The sequence below is a fragment of the Nonomuraea pusilla genome, assembly GCF_900109355.1.
Lineage (GTDB): Bacteria > Actinomycetota > Actinomycetes > Streptosporangiales > Streptosporangiaceae > Nonomuraea > Nonomuraea pusilla.
Window position 1 is genome coordinate 253,629 of the sequence record NZ_FOBF01000002.1, and the last position, 16,027, is coordinate 269,655.

The following is a 16,027-nucleotide window of genomic DNA, read 5'->3' on the forward strand; positions in this document are numbered from 1 at the left end:
GCGCCGCGACGACGGCGGCGTCTCCGAGCACACCGACGCGGGCGTGCGGTGCTGGCGGGCGGGCCGCTCGCCGGCGCGTCACTTCGTCCACGACGCCATCGAGCTCGCAAGCGCCGCCACGAACAGACGGACAGAGGCGGGAGGCGAGCGCTTGTCATGGTTGCGAGCGATGGCGGAAGCTCCGGGAAGTGCCCGAACAGCGGCGCGCCCTCCTCCGCCGGGGCGGAGGAGGGCGCGCGGGGGGCCTTGCGGTCAGTCCACGAGGGCGCCGCAGGAGATGTTGACCTGCGTCGAGGTCATCGTGCGCCCGCGGTCCGACACGAGGAAGGCCGCGACCTGCCCGACGTCGCCCAGCGTCGCCGCCCGCCTGAGCAGCGTCGCGTCCACCATCTTCTGCTTGTACGGCTCGGTCTGCGGGATGTCCGGCAGGCTCTCGGGGATGCCGCCGGTGCGCATCGACAGCACCCGCACCCCCTGCGGGCCGAGCTCGCACGCCCACTGCCGGCGCATCGCCTCGACCATGTCGCACCCGATCTGGACGGTGCCGAGCCCCGGCATCGAGTTGGCCGGGTCGGAGCCGCCGAAGTGCAGGATGACGCCGGAGCCCCGCTTGACCATGTGGCGGGCGGCGGCCTGCGTGGTCAGCAGGAACGTCCTGGCGATCTTGTCCATGGCCCGACCGAAGTCGTCCACCGGCATGTCGGCCAGCGGCTTGAAGATCGCGTCGTGGGAGATGACGTTGACGGACACGTCGATGCCGCCGGCGACGGCCGCGACCGAGTCCACCCAGCCGTTGACCGCGCCCTCGTCGAGCGCGTCCACGACCGCCGTCTCCGCCAGGCCGCCCGCCTGCCGGATCTCCGCGGCCACGGCGTCGAGCCGGTCGGGGGTGCGCCCGGCGAGGAAGACCCTCGCGCCCTCCGCGGCGAACGCCGTCGCCATGGCCCGTCCGATGGCGCCACCCCCGCCGTAGATCACCGCGGTCCTGTTCTCGAGAAGCACGTCCGCCTCCTGTGGGTCCGTGTCGAAGTGCTGATGCCCTGGTGACCGTAGGGGCCGCGCGGGCGGCCCCGCATCGGTCATCCGTCGGGTACGGCGAAGGAGCAGCTCAGCCCGCCCCCGGCCGGGCGGCGCGGCGGCGGACGCGGGGCCGCGACCGGTCAGCCGACGGATACGGCGTGGAGGCGCGCGGACGGCGGAGGCGTGCGGACGGCCGGGTGGTGAGGGGTCAGCCGGCGGACGGGCCGCCGGGGCGCGACAGGTCGAGCCGGGCCAGCTCCGCCCGCCGGGTCACGCCGATCTTCGGGAACGCCCGGTACAGGTGGTGGGCGACCGTGCGGGGGCTCAGGTAGAGCCGCGCGCCGATCTCGCGGTTGCTGTGCCCGGCCGCGGCCAGCCGCACGACCTGCAGCTCCTGGGGCGTCAGCCGCAGCAGCGGGTCGGCGTGGCGCGGCTCGGCGACCGGCCGGTCACCGAGCACCCCCAGCTCGGCGCGGGCCCGTTCCGCCCAGCGCGGCGTGCCCAGCCGGGCGAAGGCGTCGCCGGCCAGGGAGAGCTGGTCGCGGGCCTCGGTGCGGCGGCGCCTGCGGCGCAGCCACTCCCCGTACACGAGCCGGGTGCGGGCGGCGTCGTGGCCGCGCCCCGCCTCCAGGCTGAGGCCCAGCGCGGCCTCGTACTGCTCACCCGCCTCGGCGTCCTCGCCGAGCAGCGCGTGGCAGCGCAGCAGCAGGGCCGTGGCCGCCGGGCCGCCGGTGCGGCGGGCCCACGCCTCGAAGACCGGCAGGTGGGCGCGGGCGAGGTCGGGCCTGCCGCCGCGTACGGCCGCCTCCACGTGGTCCGGCACGGCCCTCAGCAGGACGTCGTGGCGGGCCGGCCCTCCGCACACCGCGCCGAGCCGCTCCACAGCGGCCCCCGACCGTCCCTGCGCCAGGTCGAGCAGGCCCAGCCCCCACGACGCGAGCGCCGTGTTGGTCGGGTGCACGGCCTCGTGCCCCAGGACGTCACCGGCCCGCTCCCGGCAGCGCGCCTCGTCACCCGCCACCGCGTCTAGCCGCACCGAGATGCACGCCAGGGCCGTGACCTGCGTGTCCATGCCGATGTCCGACGCCAGGGACGTCGCCTCCGCCAGGTCCGCCTCCGCCGCGCCGAAGTCGCCGCGGAGCACCCGGGCGATGGCCAGCGGCTCCAGCACGTAGGGGAGCCAGCCGAGCGCGCCCTGCCCCCTGACGTCGGCCGCCAGCGCCTCCAGCACGGCCACGGCCGCGTCGTCGTCGGCCACCAGCATCCCCATGAACCCGGCGATGATCCGGTTCACGAAGTCCGGCACCCGCCCCGCGAGCGCCGCGTCCACCAGCTCCCGCATCGGCGGGACCGCCGCCTCCGCGTCCCCCTCGACCAGCCGCCCGTACGCCGCCAGCGCCCGCGCGACCGGCGCCACCGGCGAACCCGGCGGCAGCCGCACCAGGCCGAACTGCTCCACCGCGCGCCGGACGAGGTCGTGCGCCCCCGCGTCCCGCGCGGCCCAGACGGCCTCCGTCAGCATCGACACGGCCCGCTCGGGGTCGGCGCCGGTGACCAGGGTCGCCCCCTCCAGGGCCAGGGCGGCGTCCGCGGCGGGGGAGTCGCGCTCGTACGCCACCTGGGCCCTGACGAAGGCCGCCTCGGCGGCGACGGCCGGCTCGCGCGTGAGCGACGCCGCCTCGACCGCCAGCCGGGTGGCGCGGCCGGGCTGTCCGGCGTCGTAGGCGGCGCGCGCCGCGCTCACGATGCGGCGCGCCCCGCCCTCCCGCTCGGTGCTGAGCCTGGCCGCCCGCTCGTACGCGTCGGCCACGGCCGCGGTGCCTCCGAGGCGGCTGGCCCGCCGCGCCACGCGCTCCAGCCCGGCCGCCACCTTCTCGTCGGGGCCCACGGCGGCCGCCGCCAGGTGCCAGGCCCGCCGGTCGGCGTGCTCGCCGCCCGTCAGCGCGCGGGCGAGGGCGTCGTGAGCGGCGATGCGCCGGTGGTGCGGCGCGTCCTGGTAGGTGACCGCGCGGATGAGCGGGTGCCGGAACCGGACCTCGTCCCCGGAGACGACGACGAGCCTGGCCGACTCGGCGGGCCCGAGGTCGGCCGCGCCCGCCCCGAACGGCTCGGCGGCCCTCAGGATCGCGGGCAGCCCGGCCGTGCCCTCGGCCGCGACGAGCAGGAGCAGCAGGCGCGTGGCCTCGGGCAGCTCGCCGAGCTGCGCGCGGAAGGCGTCCTCGACCCGGCCGCCGACCCGCAGCGGGCCGGCCAGGCGCCCGGCGCCCTCCTCCGCCCCCGCCGCCGCGGCCAGCTCGATGAGCGCGAGCGGGTTGCCGCCCGCCTCGTCCAGCAGCCGCTCCCGCAGGGGGACGGTCAGCTCGGGCGCGCACGCCGCCACCAGGTCGGCGGCGCGGGCGCGGTCCAGCCCGCCCAGCCGCAGCTCGTCGATGCCGGGCACGAGGAACGGCCGGGCCGTGTCGCGCACCGCGAAGACCATGGCGACCGGGTCGGCGACGATCCGGCGCGCGGCGAAGAACAGCGCGTCGGACGAGGAGCGGTCCAGCCACTGCGCGTCGTCCACCAGGCACAGCAGCGGCCCGTCCTCGGCCAGCTCCGACAGCAGGGTGAGGGTGGCCGCGCCGACGAGGAAGCGGTCGTGCACGGGCGCCTCGGCGAGGCCGAACACCGACCGCAGCGCCGTGGCCTGCTGGCCGGGCAGCGCGCCGAAGCGGCCCGCGAACGGGTGGAGCATCAGGTGCAGGCCGCTGAACGGCAGCTCCGCCTCCGACTCGATGCCCAGCCCCCGGACGAGCCTGACGCCCCGCTCCTCGGCCCGCGCCGCCAGCCCGGCGAGCAGGGCCGTCTTGCCGATGCCCGCCTCGCCCCGCACCACCACCGCGCCGCTGTGCCCGGCGCGGGCGCGCTCCAGCAGCTCGCCCAGGCGTTCCTGCTCGCGCTCCCGACCGATCAGCACGCGGCTAACAGTAGCAATCCCGGCCTTTCCGGAACGTCCCCTGAAGCGAGCCCTGGACGCCCCGCGTAGAGTCTCCCCCATGCAGGCCGTGATCAGGATCCGCGAGGCGGGGCCCGGCGACGGGGACGTCATCGGCGAGATCCACGCAGTCTCCTGGGGCGTCTCCCACGGCCCGTTGTGCGCGCCGAAGGTCGCCGCCGCCGGCATCCAGGAGCGGCGCACCAAGTGGGAGGCCATCCTGGCCGAAGGCGAGGACCCCGTTCTGCTCGGGCTGCTGGACGATCGCCCAGGAGCCTTCGCCCGCTTCGGGGCCTCCTCCTCCCGCCCCGGCCTCGGGGAGATCCACACCTTCTTCGCCCACCCGGACGTCTGGGGCAGCGGCCTCGCGCCGGCCCTGCTGGCGGCCACCTTGGACCGGCTGCGGGAGGCCGGCCATGACCGCGTGCACCTCTGGACGCTCCGGGACTCGGCCCAGGCCCGCCGTTTCTACGCCAAGAACGGCTTCAGCGAGACCGGCAGGCGACACGACCACGACTTCGGCGAGGGCCCTCCGCTCGCCCTCGTGGAACTCGAGCGGACCCTGCCCTGCCCCGGCCTGTGACGATCGGACCAGATCGGCTGCCTTGAACGGGCGCACGTCCGATCTGCCCGTCACGAGGTCCGGGCCGCGCGTCTGTTCCCCGCCTCGGCGGAACGGCGGCCCCGCCTGCGGCTCGGCGCCGGGCCGCGGACGAGGCGGACGCCCCGCGGCACGGCGCCGACCGTGGCGATTCCGGCTTTTCCGGAATGTCCTCTTGGTGGCGCGGGTCTAGCTCCAGATCCCCGGCAGGCGGGCGGGCAGCACGCCCTCGACGTCCCGCCGGTCGATCACGTCCGACTCCAGGGGCAGCGGCACCGTGAGCTCGCGGCCCCAGTCGGAGTAGCGGCTGGACGACTCGATCGTGAACGAGCCGCCGCCGTACGGCATGACGGCCGTGGCCGACACCCGCCGCACCAGCCCGGCCGGGTCGAGCCACAGCGTGTAGGTGACCTTGCCCCGGCCGGTGCCGGAGCCGGGGCCGAACTCCGACCTGAACGAGCGCGACGCCGCCGCCAGCTCTCTCGTCCTGACCGACCCCTTCACCACCCCGCCGCTCCAGGACGTGCGGTGGGCCATGAGCGTCTTGAGCGTGGCGGGCTCCAGGACGTCGAGCACCGCGTTGCTCTGCGGCAGCGCCGTGCGGCTGTAGCGCACCCAGGCCGGGCCCATGGGCATCGCGCGCTCGACCATCGGCCCGGAGACGTACGTCGCCTCCGGCGAGGAGATCATCCTGATCGGCCCCTCCAGCAGGGCCTCGGTGTCGGCGGGCTGCCGCTTCTTCATGCCGCGCAGCATGTCCTTGCTGAAGCGCAGGGTGCCGGCCACGTCGGAGGCGACGGCGCCGCGCGGGCCGAGCCCGAACGTGCCGTCCAGCTCGTAGCTGGTCACCATGGCCGGGGTGAACACGACCTTCGCCGTGGTCTGGACGTTGACGGCCTGGCCGCGCGCCAGGTGGGCCTGCAGCGCGCGGACCGGGTCGCTCTTGGGCGCCGCCTGCGCGGGCGTGGCGGTGATCTGCATCACGCTCACGGCCGCGACGGCGCCGACGATCGCTCGTTTCATGGGTTTCCTTGGGAGGGACGCGAAGACTCGAACAATCTTGTGCAAGAAAGATCGACAGTCAAGCCGGACGCGTGAGCCGGCATGGCCCTCCCGCGGTCACCCCGCCCCGGCGGGCGCCGCGCCGGCCGACACGGCGGCCTCGGGGCGCAGCGGGAAGTGGCAGGCCACCTGGTGCGGGCCGCCCTGGAGCGGAGGCTCGGTCGCGCAGATCTCCTGCGCCAGCGGGCAGCGGGTGCGGAAGCGGCAGCCCGTGGGCGGGTTGAGCGCGCTGGGCAGCTCGCCCCGGATGGCCGTGGCCGGGCTGGGCGCGTGTCCCGGGTCGGGGGAGGGCACCGCGTCGATGAGCGCCTGCGTGTAGGGGTGGCGCGCGGCGCGCACCACCTGGCTCGCCGGCCCGATCTCGACGAGCTTGCCCAGGTACATGACCGCGATCCGGTCGGCCATGTAGTCCACCACCGACAGGTCGTGGCTGATGAACACGTACGACAGGCCCAGCTCCGACTGCAGGTCCCGCATCAGGTTGAGCACCTGCGCCTGGATGGACACGTCCAGGGCGCTGACCGGCTCGTCGGCCACGATCAGCCGCGGCTCCAGCGCCAGCGACCTGGCCAGGCCGATGCGCTGCAGCTGCCCGCCGGAGAACTCGTGCGGGTAGCGCTCCAGCGCCCGTGCGGGCAGCCCCACCTGGTCGAGCAGCCGCGTGACCCGGGCCCTGCGCGCCGCCTGGTCGCCGACCCGCTGGATCTCCAGCGGCTCGGTGAGGATGCCGTCGATGCGCATGCGGGGGTTCATCGCCGCGTAGCTGTCCTGGAACATCAGCTGCACCTCGCGGTGCATGCGGCGGCGGGCCCGCCGGTCGAGGCCGGCGATGTCGGTGCCGTCCAGCACGATCTGCCCGCCGGTCGGCTCCTCAAGACCGGCCACCAGCCGCCCCACCGTGGACTTGCCGCAGCCGGACTCGCCCACGATGCCCAACGTCTCCCCGGCCTTGACCTCGAAGGAGACGCCGGCCACCGCGCTGACGCGCCCCTTGCCGCCCGCGTCGTACTCCTTGACCAGCTCGCGCACCGACAGGATCGTCCCCGACCCGGCGGCCTCGCGGGGCTCCCCGGCCCCGCGAGGGGCGAAGGCCACGGGCTCGGTCACCGGGTGCAGGCAGGCGTACAGGTGCTCCTCGGCGGCCTGGACGAGCTGGACGTCGGTGGTGCGGCACGCGTCGGTGGCGTGGCGGCAGCGCGGCGCGAAGCGGCACCCGGTGAGCGGCCGCGACAGGTCCGGCGGCAGCCCGGGGATCGAGTACAGCTTCCCCTGCGCCGACTCGGGCAGCGCGTGCATGAGCGCCTCGGTGTAGCGGTGGCGCGGCGCGCGGAACAGCTCCTCCGTCGTCGCGGTCTCCACCACCCGCCCGGCGTACATGACGGCGACCCGGTCGGCGCGGCTGGCGATCACCCCGAGGTCGTGCGTGACCAGGATGACCGCCATCTTGAACTCCTCGCGCAGGTCGTCGATGAGTTCGAGGATCTGCCGCTGGGTGGTCACGTCCAGGGCCGTGGTCGGCTCGTCGGCGATCAGCAGGCGCGGGGAGCGGATGAGGGCCATCGCGATGACCACGCGCTGGCGCATGCCGCCCGACAGCTGGTGCGGGTAGTCGTCCACGATCTTCTCGGGACGGGGCATGCCGACCCGGCGCAGGATCTCGATCGCCCGCTCGCGCGCCTCGGCCTTGCCCACGCCCTGGTGCACCCGCAGCGGCTCGGCCACCTGCGCGCCGATGCGCATGGTGGGGTTGAGCGAGGTGAGCGGGTCCTGGAAGACCATGCCCATCTCCACGCCGCGCACCCGGCGCAGCTCCTCGGGCTTCATCGCCAGCAGGTCGCGCCCGTCGAAGAGGATCTGACCGCCGACGACGCGGCCGCCGGGCGGCAGCAGCCCCATGACCGACAGCACGGTCATGGTCTTGCCGCTGCCGGACTCGCCCACCACGCCGAGCGTCTCGCCCTGCCGCACCTCCAGGTTGACGTGGTCGAGGGCGTGGACGGCGCCGCGGCGCAGCGCGATGTCGGTGCTGAGGTCGACAAGCCGCAACAGGCTCATGGCTACCTCCTCCTGAGGCGGACCTCGAAGACGTCCCGCAGGCCGTCGCCGATGAAGTTGAAGGCCAGGACGATGAGGATGATGGCGATCCCGGGCGGGTACAGCAGCCACCAGTGGCCGCTGAAGGTGTCCGACAGGCCGTCGGACAGCATGCCGCCCCAGTTGGCGGCGGGCGGCGGCACCCCGAGCCCGAGGAAGGACAGATAGGCCACGTACAGGATCGCGTCGGCGATCTGGAAGGTGGCGTTGACGATGACGGTGCCGATCGCGTTCGGGATGATGTGCCGGCGCACGGCGCGCCCGCCGGTGCCGCCCATGCCGCGCATGGCCAGCACGTACTCGCGGGTGCGCAGCGTCAGCGCCTCCCCGCGCACCAGGCGGGCCGGGCCGAGCCAGGCGAAGGCGCCGATGATGACGATCAGCATCGGCACGGTCGGGGTGACGATGGCGGCCATCAGCATGAACAGGAACAGCGCCGGGATCGACATCATGGCGTCGACCACGCGCATCATGACGGCGTCCACCCAGCCGCCGGCGAACCCGGCGATGGCCCCCCACACGGTGCCCACCACGGTGGCCAGCAGGCCGGCGGCCAGGCCCACCACGATCGAGGTCTGCCCGCCCAGCATGAGCCGGCCGAGCTGGTCGTAGCCGACGCCGTCGGTGCCCAGCGGGTGGCCGGCCGTGCCGGGGGAGAGGTAGACGCTCGCCAGGTCGGTGTGGACCTGGTCGCTGTCGTGGAAGAGCGGGCCGAGGAAGGAGAACGCGGCCAGCAGCACGAAGATGCCCACGCCGACCAGCGCCAGCCGGTTGTCGACGAACACCTCCAGGCCCTGCCGCCACAGGCCGCGCACGCGGGTCCCGTCGTCGTGGGCCTCGTCGTGGGCCCCGTCGTGGGTCTCGTCGCGGGTCTCGTCGTTCACGAGCGGCTCGCCTTCAGCCGGACGCGCGGGTCGACGGCGGCGTACAGGATGTCGGCCACCAGCGCGCCCAGCACGGTCGCGACCGAGATCAGCAGCGTGACGCCGAGCAGGATCGGGTAGTCGCGCTTGAGCGCGGACTGCCAGAACAGCAGCCCCATCCCCGGGTAGTTGAACAGCCGCTCGACCACGAGCGCGCCGCTGAACAGCGCCGGCAGGTACATGCCGAGCAGCGTGATGACCGGGAACAGGCCGTTGCGCAGGGTGTGGCCGACGATGACCCGCCCCTCGGACAGGCCCTTGCTGCGCGCGGTGCGCACGTAGTTCTCGTTGAGGTTGTCCACCATCGACGAGCGCACGTAGCGGGAGTAGACCGCGACCGTGAGGACGGCCAGCGTCACCGTGGGCAGCACCAGCCCGGCCGGGTCGGCCAGCACCTCGCCGAGGGTGAAGCCCTGCGGCGCCTCCGGCGGCAGCACGGGCCACACCTGCGAGAACAGGATGATCATCATGAGCCCCATGAAGAAGATCGGTGTGGCGTACGCCAGCAGCGACAGGGCGTTGATGGTGTAGTCGGGCCACTTGTTGCGGCGTACGGCCTGCACCACGCCCAGCGGGATCGCCACCACGACCGCCAGGGCGGTCGAGGCGAGCGACAGCAGCATGGTCTTGGGCAGGCGCTGGCTGATCGCCTCGGCCACCGACTGGTTGAGCTGGAAGGAGTAGCCCAGGTCGCCGTGGACCAGCCGCTGCAGGTACAGCGCGTACTGCTCCCACAGCGGCCGGTCGTAGCCCATCTCGTGGTTGAAGGCGGCGATCTGCTCCAGCGTCGCCTCCTTGCCCAAGATGGCCCGCGCCGCGCCGCCTGGCAGGAAGTGCAGGATCACGAACGTGATCAGCGTCACCAGGACCACGATGACCAGGGCCTGGCCCAGTCGCGTGAGGAGGTAGCGGGCCACCGGGTCAGCTCTTCCAGGACCAGTCTTGGAAGTACATCAGGTTCATCGGGTCCTGCGGGTCGACGCCCTGCAGCCCCGACTTGTAGGCCGAGATCTGGTAGACGGGGTTCGGCATCCACAGCACCGGCAGGTCCTTGGCCAGGAAGGCGTTGTACTCCTGCAGCGCCGAGGCGTCGGAGGAGAACTGGGCCCTGTCGATGAGCTTGTCGGCCTCGGGGTTGGAGTAGCTGCCGAGGTTGACCGGGGCGCCGGTCTGGAACAGGCGCTCGCCGGAGGCGAAGGCCGGGTAGTACCAGCTGCCCTGGGAGCCGAAGAAGCTCATGTCCCACGAGCACTTGGACTCGTCCGGCTTGCAGGCCGGGGTGACCGCGACGGAGTCGGGCACCTCCTTGATGGTCAGCTGCACGCCGACCTTGGCCATCTGCGACTTGATCTCCGCGAACATCTTGGAGGTGGCGGTGAAGCCGGACTGGCTGGTGACGGTGAACGCCAGCGGCGCGCCCTTCTCGACGCCCTCGCCGCACTTGGCGGCGTCCTCGCAGGTGGTCTGCCCGTCCGGGGTGACCTTCCAGCCGTTGGCCTCCAGCAGCTGCCTGGCCTTCTCCGGGTCGAAGGAGTAGGCGCAGCCCTCACCCTTGGACGGCACCGGGCCGCAGGTGGGCGACGCCATGCCGCCCCAGATCACCTTGCTGATGGTGGGCTGGTCGATGAGCATCTGCAGCGCCTGACGCAGGTACGGCTGCTTGAACAGCGGCCCGGTCTTCGGGTTGTTGTAGTTCAGCTGCAGGTAGGTGATCGACCACCCGTACCAGGGGGAGATCGTGTAGCCCTTGGACTCCAGGTACGACTTCTGCGACAGGTTCGCCGGCGGGATGTAGCCGTAGTCGATCTGGCCCGCGCGCAGCACGTTGAACTCGGAGTCGTCGCCGGTGAAGGGCCGCAGGACGACCTTGTTCAGCGACGGCTTGTCCGGGCCGGAGTAGGTGTCCTGCTTGGCGAGCACGACCTCGCCGTTCGGGACGTACTTCTCCAGCTTCCACGGGCCGCTGCCGACCTTCCACAGCGGGTCGGTGGCGTACGACTTGGGGTCCTTGGCGGCCGTGGTCAGCGCGGCGAAGGTCGTCTTCGGGTCGCCCTTGTCCCAGGCGTGCTGGGGCAGGGGGACGATGCGGTTGAGCTGGTTGCCGATGAACCAGGCCGTGTTGTAGGCCTTCTTGGTGGTGAAGGAGAAGGTCTTGTCGTCCTTGACCTTGAACTCCTCGATGTTGTCCGGGAAGCCGCCGGGCCGGTAGGACGCCCACTTGTCCTTGTTGGTGGTGACCAGGTCCCACCAGAACTGGATGTCCTTGGTCGTGATCGGCTTGCCGTCGGACCAGGTGTTGTCCTTCAGCGTGATGGTCAGCGTCCTGCCGCCGTCGCTGACGGCCGGAGCCTCGGCCAGCGACCGGCGCGGGTCGATGTTGTCGGGGCTGGAGCCGTCCAGCTTGTAGCTGTACAGCTTGCGGTACAGGGCCGTGGAGAAGATGTCGTTCTCGCCCTGGGTGAAGCCGGGGGCCGAGATCGGCAGGATCCAGTTGGGCGTGCGGAAGGCCACCGTCGCGGTGTCCTTGCCCTGGCTGCCGCCCTGTTGCGAGCTGTTGCCCGTGGTGCCGCCGCAGGCGGTCAGGCTGAGCCCGACAACCGCGACGCCGCAGGCGATGCGGATTCTCGTCCCCATGGTTCTCCTCGTCGAGACGTGCGCGTGCCCTCCTGGGGGCGCTCAGTCCGGAGAATGTATAGACGCATTTCGGTGAAGTCAATGCGAAAAATCCACTTTGTTCGGGACACTTATTTCGGTGTACAGTCCGCGTCCAGTACATCTTTCGGAGATCTTCGCCGCGCCCGGACGACGGGCGACCGCGACGCGCACCCAGAGGAGAGGCATGTCGGATCCCGCCAGCCTGCGCGACCAGGCGCTCAGCCTGCTGGCCAGCGGCCAGGCCGCCTCCCGTGCGGATCTGGTGGAAACCCTGCAGGTCGCGCCCTCCACCGTCTCCAGCGTGGTGCGCCGCCTGCTGGAGGAGGGCGTCATCCTGGAGGAGGGCGTCAGCGCCTCCACCGGCGGGCGGCGGCGGAAGATCCTGCGGCTGCGCGACGCCGGCGGCCTCTACGCGGTGGCCGAGCTCGGCGCCCGGCACGCCCGCGTCGGCCTCTGCTCGCCCTCCGGCCGCCTGCTGGCCGCCGAGGAGCGCGCCATCGACATAGGAGCAGGCCCCGGCCCGATCTTCGACGAGATGGGCGCGGCCTTCGACAGCGTCAGAGCCGCCCACGCCCCCGGCCAGCGGCTGCTCGGAGTCGGCATGGCCCTGCCGGGCCCCGTCGAGTTCCCCCACGGCCGCCTCGTCGGCCCGGCCCGCATGCCCGGCTGGAGCGGCTACGACGCCCAGAGCGACCTGCGCGACCGCTTCGACGTCGCCGTCGTCGTCGACAACGACGCCAAGGCCGCCGCGATCGGCGAGCACGCCCTCCGCCCCGACGCCGGCGACATGATCTACGTCAAGGCCGGCACCGGCATCGGCGGCAGCCTCGTCTCCGGCGGCCAGGTCTACCGCGGCGGACGCAGCCTCAGCGGCGACGTCACCCACGTACGCGTCGCCGACAGCGGCGAGCAGGAGTGCTCCTGCGGCAGCCGCGGCTGCCTGGAGACCGTCGCCAGCGGCGCCGCCCTGGTGCGCGAGCTGGCCCGGCGCGGCCTGCCCGTCACCAGCACCCGCGACGTCGTCGCCGCCACGCTCAACGCCGACCCCGCCGTGGTCACGCTCGTGCGCAACGCCGGCCGGCTGCTCGGCGTGGCGCTGTCGGGGCTGGTCAACTTCCTCAACCCCGACACCGTCGTCATCGGCGGGTCGCTGTCCAGCCTGGACGTCTACGTCGCCGCCGCCAAGGGCATGCTGTACGAGCGGTGCCTGCCGTCGATCACCCAGTCCCTGTCCATCGAGGCCAGCCTCGCCGGCCCCGACGCCGCCCTCGTCGGGCTCGGCCGCCTCGTACGCGCCTCCACCGTCTAGGCGCCCCGAGCGAGCCCGGCCAGGCCCAGGAACCGTCCAGAAGGAGTCAAGTCACCGTGCCCCTGCGCATCGCCATCGGCGGCATCCACATCGAGTCCAGCACCTTCTCCCCGCACCGCAGCGGCACCGGCGACTTCGAGGTCACCCGCGGCCAGGCGCTCCTGGACCGCTACGCCTGGCGCGACCAGCCGTGGGCGCGCGACGTCGAATGGGTGCCGCTCGTGCACGCCCGCGCCCTGCCCGGCGGCGCCGTCGAGCCCGAGGCGTACGACGCGTGGAAGGCCGAGATCGTCGAGGGCCTGGCCGCCGGCCGCTTCGACGGGATGCTGCTGGACATCCACGGCGCGATGAGCGTGGCGGGCCGCCGGGACGCCGAGGGCGACCTCGTCACCGCCGTCCGCGGCGTGCTCGGCCCCGAGCCGCTGGTGTCGGCCGCGATGGACCTGCACGGCAACGTCTCCCACACCCTGTTCGCCGGCTGCGACCTGCTGACCTGCTACCGCACCGCCCCGCACGTGGACGTGTGGGAGACCCGCGAGCGCGCCGCGCGCAACCTCGTGGAGGCGCTGCGCCGCGGCGAGCGGCCGCACAAGACGCTGGTGCACGTCCCGATCCTGCTGCCCGGCGAGATGACCAGCACCCGCGTCGAGCCCGCCGCCGGCCTGTACGGCCGCATCCCCGAGATCGAGGCCCGCCCCGGCGTCATCGACGCCGCCGTCTGGATCGGCTTCGCCTGGGCCGACGAGCCCCGCTGCTCCGGCGCCGTCGTCGCCACCGGCACCGACCCGGACGCCGCCGAGCAGGCCGCCCGCGAACTGGCCCGCGCCTTCTGGGAGGCGCGCGAGGAGTTCGCCTTCGTCGCCCCCACCGGCTCCATGGACGAATGCCTCGAAGCCGCGATCAAGGACGGCGCCCGGCCGTACTTCATCAGCGACTCCGGCGACAACCCCGGCGCCGGCGGCGCCGACGACGTCACCTACGCCCTGGAGCGCATGCTGGCCCGGCCGGAGATCCGCGACGGCTCCGTCCGCGCCGTCTTCGCCTCGCTGTTCGACCCGCAGGCCGTCGCCGAGATCGCCCACCTGCCGGTCGGCTCGCCGGTCAGCGTCCGCGCCGGCGGCCGCGTCGACACCCGCGACCCGGGACCGGTGCCGCTGGAGGGCACCCTGGAGGCCGTGGCCGACGACCCCGACGGCGGCCGCGTGGCCTCCGTCCGGGTCGGCGGGCTCAGCGTCTTCCTCACCTCGCGCCGCATGCAGTACCGGCTGCTGGAGTCGTACCGCCGCCTCGGCGTCGACGTGGCCGGCGTGGACGTCGTCACCGTCAAGATCGGCTACCTGGAGCCCGAGCTGTTCGAGGCGGCCGCCGGCTGGATGCTCGCCCTCACCCCCGGCGGCGTCGACCAGGACCTGCCCCGCCTGCCCTACGCCAACCTCACCCGGCCGATCTTCCCGCTGGACCGCGACTTCACCCCCGAGGGAATCTGACGCCTCCACGGCCCGGTCGCCGCCTTACCGCGATTTGGCCGGCGGTCTCCCCAGCGGGGCCCTTCCCCGGGTAGGCGGTCAGGACAGCGACCCCGAGGAGGGAACGACATGCGCGGTGTGGTGATGCGCACGCCCGGCGACGTCCGGGTGGAAGAACGCGACGACCCGACGATCCTCCACCCGGCCGACGCCGTCATCCGCCTCGCCGCCACCTGCGTCTGCGGCTCCGACCTGTGGCCCTACCGCGGCGTCCAGGACGTCCGCGACCAGCCGATGGGCCACGAGTACGTCGGCGTCGTGGAAGAGGTCGGCGGCGAGGTCAGGAACGTCAAGCCCGGCGACTTCGTCGTCGGCTCCTTCTTCGCCTCCGACAACACCTGCGAGATCTGCCGGGACGGCTACCAGTCCCGCTGCGTGCGCGCCGAGTCGATGAACGACATCGGCACGCAGGCGCAGCGGGCCCGCGTCCCCCTCGCCGACGGCACCCTCGTCGCCACCCCCGGCATGCCGGAACCCGACCTGATCCCGTCGCTGCTGGCCGCCTCCGACGTGCTCGGCACCGGCTGGTTCGCCGCCGTCGCCGCCCAGGCCGGACCGGGCAGGACCGTCGCCGTCGTCGGCGACGGCGCGGTCGGCCTGCTCGGCGTGCTGGCCGCCCGCCGGCTCGGCGCCGAACGGATCGTCGTCTTCAGCCGGCACGAGGACCGGCAGAAGCTCGCCGTCGAGTACGGCGCCACCGACATCATCACCGAACGCGGCGACGAGGGCGTGGCCAGGCTCAAGGAGCTCGACGGCGGCCTCGGCGCGCACTCGGTCATCGAGGCGGTCGGCACGCAGGAGTCGATGATGCAGGCCATCCGCTGCGCCCGGCCGGGCGGGCACGTCGGATTCGTCGGGGTCGCCCACGACGTCCGGATCCCCGGCGACGAACTGTTCTTCGCCGAGGTGCACCTGCTCGGCGGGCCCGCCCCGGTGCGCCGGTTCCTGCCCGAGCTGATCGGGTTGATCTGGGACCGCACGATCGACCCCGGCAAGGTCTTCGACCTCGAACTGCCCCTGGAAGAGGCGCCCGAGGCGTACCGGGCGATGGACGAGCGGCGCGCCATCAAGGTGCTCCTCACCGTCTGACACCGGGGGCAGGCCCCGTCAGGGGCGGAGCGCGGCCGTGAGCGACGTCATGGCCGCCTTCCCCGCGATCTCGGTCAGAGCGCAGAAGACCGGCGCGCGAGCGGCCCTGCCGTGTCAGTGGCAGCGCATGTCCATCCCGGTGCCGTCGTACACGCCGTCCAGATCGATGATCACTGAGTTCGTGGCGGAGGTGCCGGCCACGGGCGTGCCCGGCTCGTCGAACACCGTGAAGGCCACGACCCTGTAGTCGCCGAGGTCTCCGTCGGGGTCTTCGATCTTCGCCTGGCGGTAGTGGTTCAGCACCTCCTGGACGGGCCGCTCGGTGAAGAGCCCGAAGCGGATGGTGTACAAGCAGTCACCGGAGTCGCCGCTCACCTTGACTTGCGGGTCGAAGGACCCGAAGTCTGTTCCGGCCGGCAGCGGATACTCCTGGATGCGGTCCACCATGCGCGCCAGCCGGTGGTCATTGATCCACACCGGCGCCATCACGATCGCCGCGAGCAGCAGGAGCGGCACCAATAGCAGGGCCAGGCAGCCGCTTGCCCGAGCCATTCGTGAATGTCTTGACTTCTGCGGCGGTGCGGCCGCGGACGGGTCCGGGGGGATCGACATGGATCACATGATCGCGTACCCGTTCCCCCTCTCGTGAGGTTACGGCCGGCGGGCGCGGGGAGGGGGAGCGCGGTGTGCGGGAGGGACGGCTCGTCCGGGAGGACGAGTCCCGCCTCCGCATGACGTCCTGCCCAAGGGGAGCCGCCGGGCGCCTCCCGCCGA

The 16,027-nt window shown here is 73.2% G+C and carries 12 protein-coding genes; 4 read left to right on the forward strand and 8 right to left on the reverse strand.

The genetic code is table 11. The annotated features are described in order from the left end of the window. Positions 1 to 252: 252 nt before the first annotated feature. Positions 253 to 1,002, reverse strand: coding sequence for an SDR family NAD(P)-dependent oxidoreductase (locus tag BMX74_RS04060; protein ID WP_177227214.1), 750 nt, complete (start codon positions 1,000 to 1,002; stop codon positions 253 to 255). Between the two features lie 226 nt (positions 1,003 to 1,228). Next, positions 1,229 to 3,976 (reverse strand): ATP-binding protein, encoded by a 2,748-nt coding sequence (locus tag BMX74_RS04065; protein WP_218153861.1) that lies wholly within the window; start codon positions 3,974 to 3,976, stop codon positions 1,229 to 1,231. Positions 3,977 to 4,055: 79 nt separating this feature from the next. On the opposite strand from BMX74_RS04065, the gene BMX74_RS04070 reads away from it, so the two are divergent. Beyond that, on the forward strand, positions 4,056 to 4,577 hold the full coding sequence (locus tag BMX74_RS04070) for a GNAT family N-acetyltransferase (RefSeq protein WP_218153862.1): 522 nt from the start codon (positions 4,056 to 4,058) through the stop codon (positions 4,575 to 4,577). Between the two features lie 207 nt (positions 4,578 to 4,784). On the opposite strand, the gene BMX74_RS04075 is transcribed toward BMX74_RS04070, so the two are convergent. From BMX74_RS04075 to BMX74_RS04095, 5 genes are all read right to left on the reverse strand, one after another. After that, positions 4,785 to 5,618 carry a hypothetical protein gene (locus BMX74_RS04075; protein ID WP_055501686.1) on the reverse strand — a complete coding sequence of 278 codons (834 nt, stop codon included), beginning with the start codon at positions 5,616 to 5,618 and terminating at the stop codon, positions 4,785 to 4,787. Positions 5,619 to 5,714: 96 nt separating this feature from the next. After that, a complete protein-coding gene (locus BMX74_RS04080; protein WP_091098372.1) occupies positions 5,715 to 7,712 on the reverse strand; it encodes a dipeptide ABC transporter ATP-binding protein in 1,998 nt (665 codons plus the stop codon). 2 nt (positions 7,713 to 7,714) lie between these two features. Continuing rightward, on the reverse strand, positions 7,715 to 8,635 hold the full coding sequence (locus BMX74_RS04085) for an ABC transporter permease (RefSeq protein WP_218153863.1): 921 nt from the start codon (positions 8,633 to 8,635) through the stop codon (positions 7,715 to 7,717). After that, entirely contained in the window at positions 8,632 to 9,591 is a 960-nt protein-coding gene (locus tag BMX74_RS04090) for an ABC transporter permease (protein ID WP_055501688.1), read from the reverse strand. Before BMX74_RS04090 ends, BMX74_RS04085 begins: the two co-directional genes overlap by 4 nt. 4 nt (positions 9,592 to 9,595) lie before the next feature. Further along, positions 9,596 to 11,308, reverse strand: a complete 1,713-nt coding sequence (locus BMX74_RS04095; protein ID WP_055501689.1) for a peptide ABC transporter substrate-binding protein — start codon at positions 11,306 to 11,308, stop codon at positions 9,596 to 9,598. Between the two features lie 205 nt (positions 11,309 to 11,513). Between BMX74_RS04095 and BMX74_RS04100 the strand changes: the two genes are divergently transcribed. The 3 genes from BMX74_RS04100 (at position 11,514) to BMX74_RS04110 (ending at position 15,253) form a co-directional block, all read left to right on the forward strand. Continuing rightward, a complete protein-coding gene (locus BMX74_RS04100; protein WP_055501690.1) occupies positions 11,514 to 12,638 on the forward strand; it encodes an ROK family transcriptional regulator in 1,125 nt (374 codons plus the stop codon). 56 nt (positions 12,639 to 12,694) lie between these two features. Continuing rightward, positions 12,695 to 14,125 (forward strand): M81 family metallopeptidase, encoded by a 1,431-nt coding sequence (locus BMX74_RS04105; RefSeq protein ID WP_218153864.1) that lies wholly within the window; start codon positions 12,695 to 12,697, stop codon positions 14,123 to 14,125. Between the two features lie 108 nt (positions 14,126 to 14,233). Next, positions 14,234 to 15,253 (forward strand): zinc-dependent alcohol dehydrogenase family protein, encoded by a 1,020-nt coding sequence (locus tag BMX74_RS04110; protein WP_091098374.1) that lies wholly within the window; start codon positions 14,234 to 14,236, stop codon positions 15,251 to 15,253. A 114-nt stretch (positions 15,254 to 15,367) separates the two neighbouring features. Here BMX74_RS04110 and BMX74_RS04115 read toward each other — a convergent pair whose 3' ends face one another. Beyond that, on the reverse strand, positions 15,368 to 15,865 hold the full coding sequence (locus tag BMX74_RS04115; protein WP_143078548.1) for a hypothetical protein: 498 nt from the start codon (positions 15,863 to 15,865) through the stop codon (positions 15,368 to 15,370). Between the last annotated feature and the right edge of the window lie 162 nt (positions 15,866 to 16,027).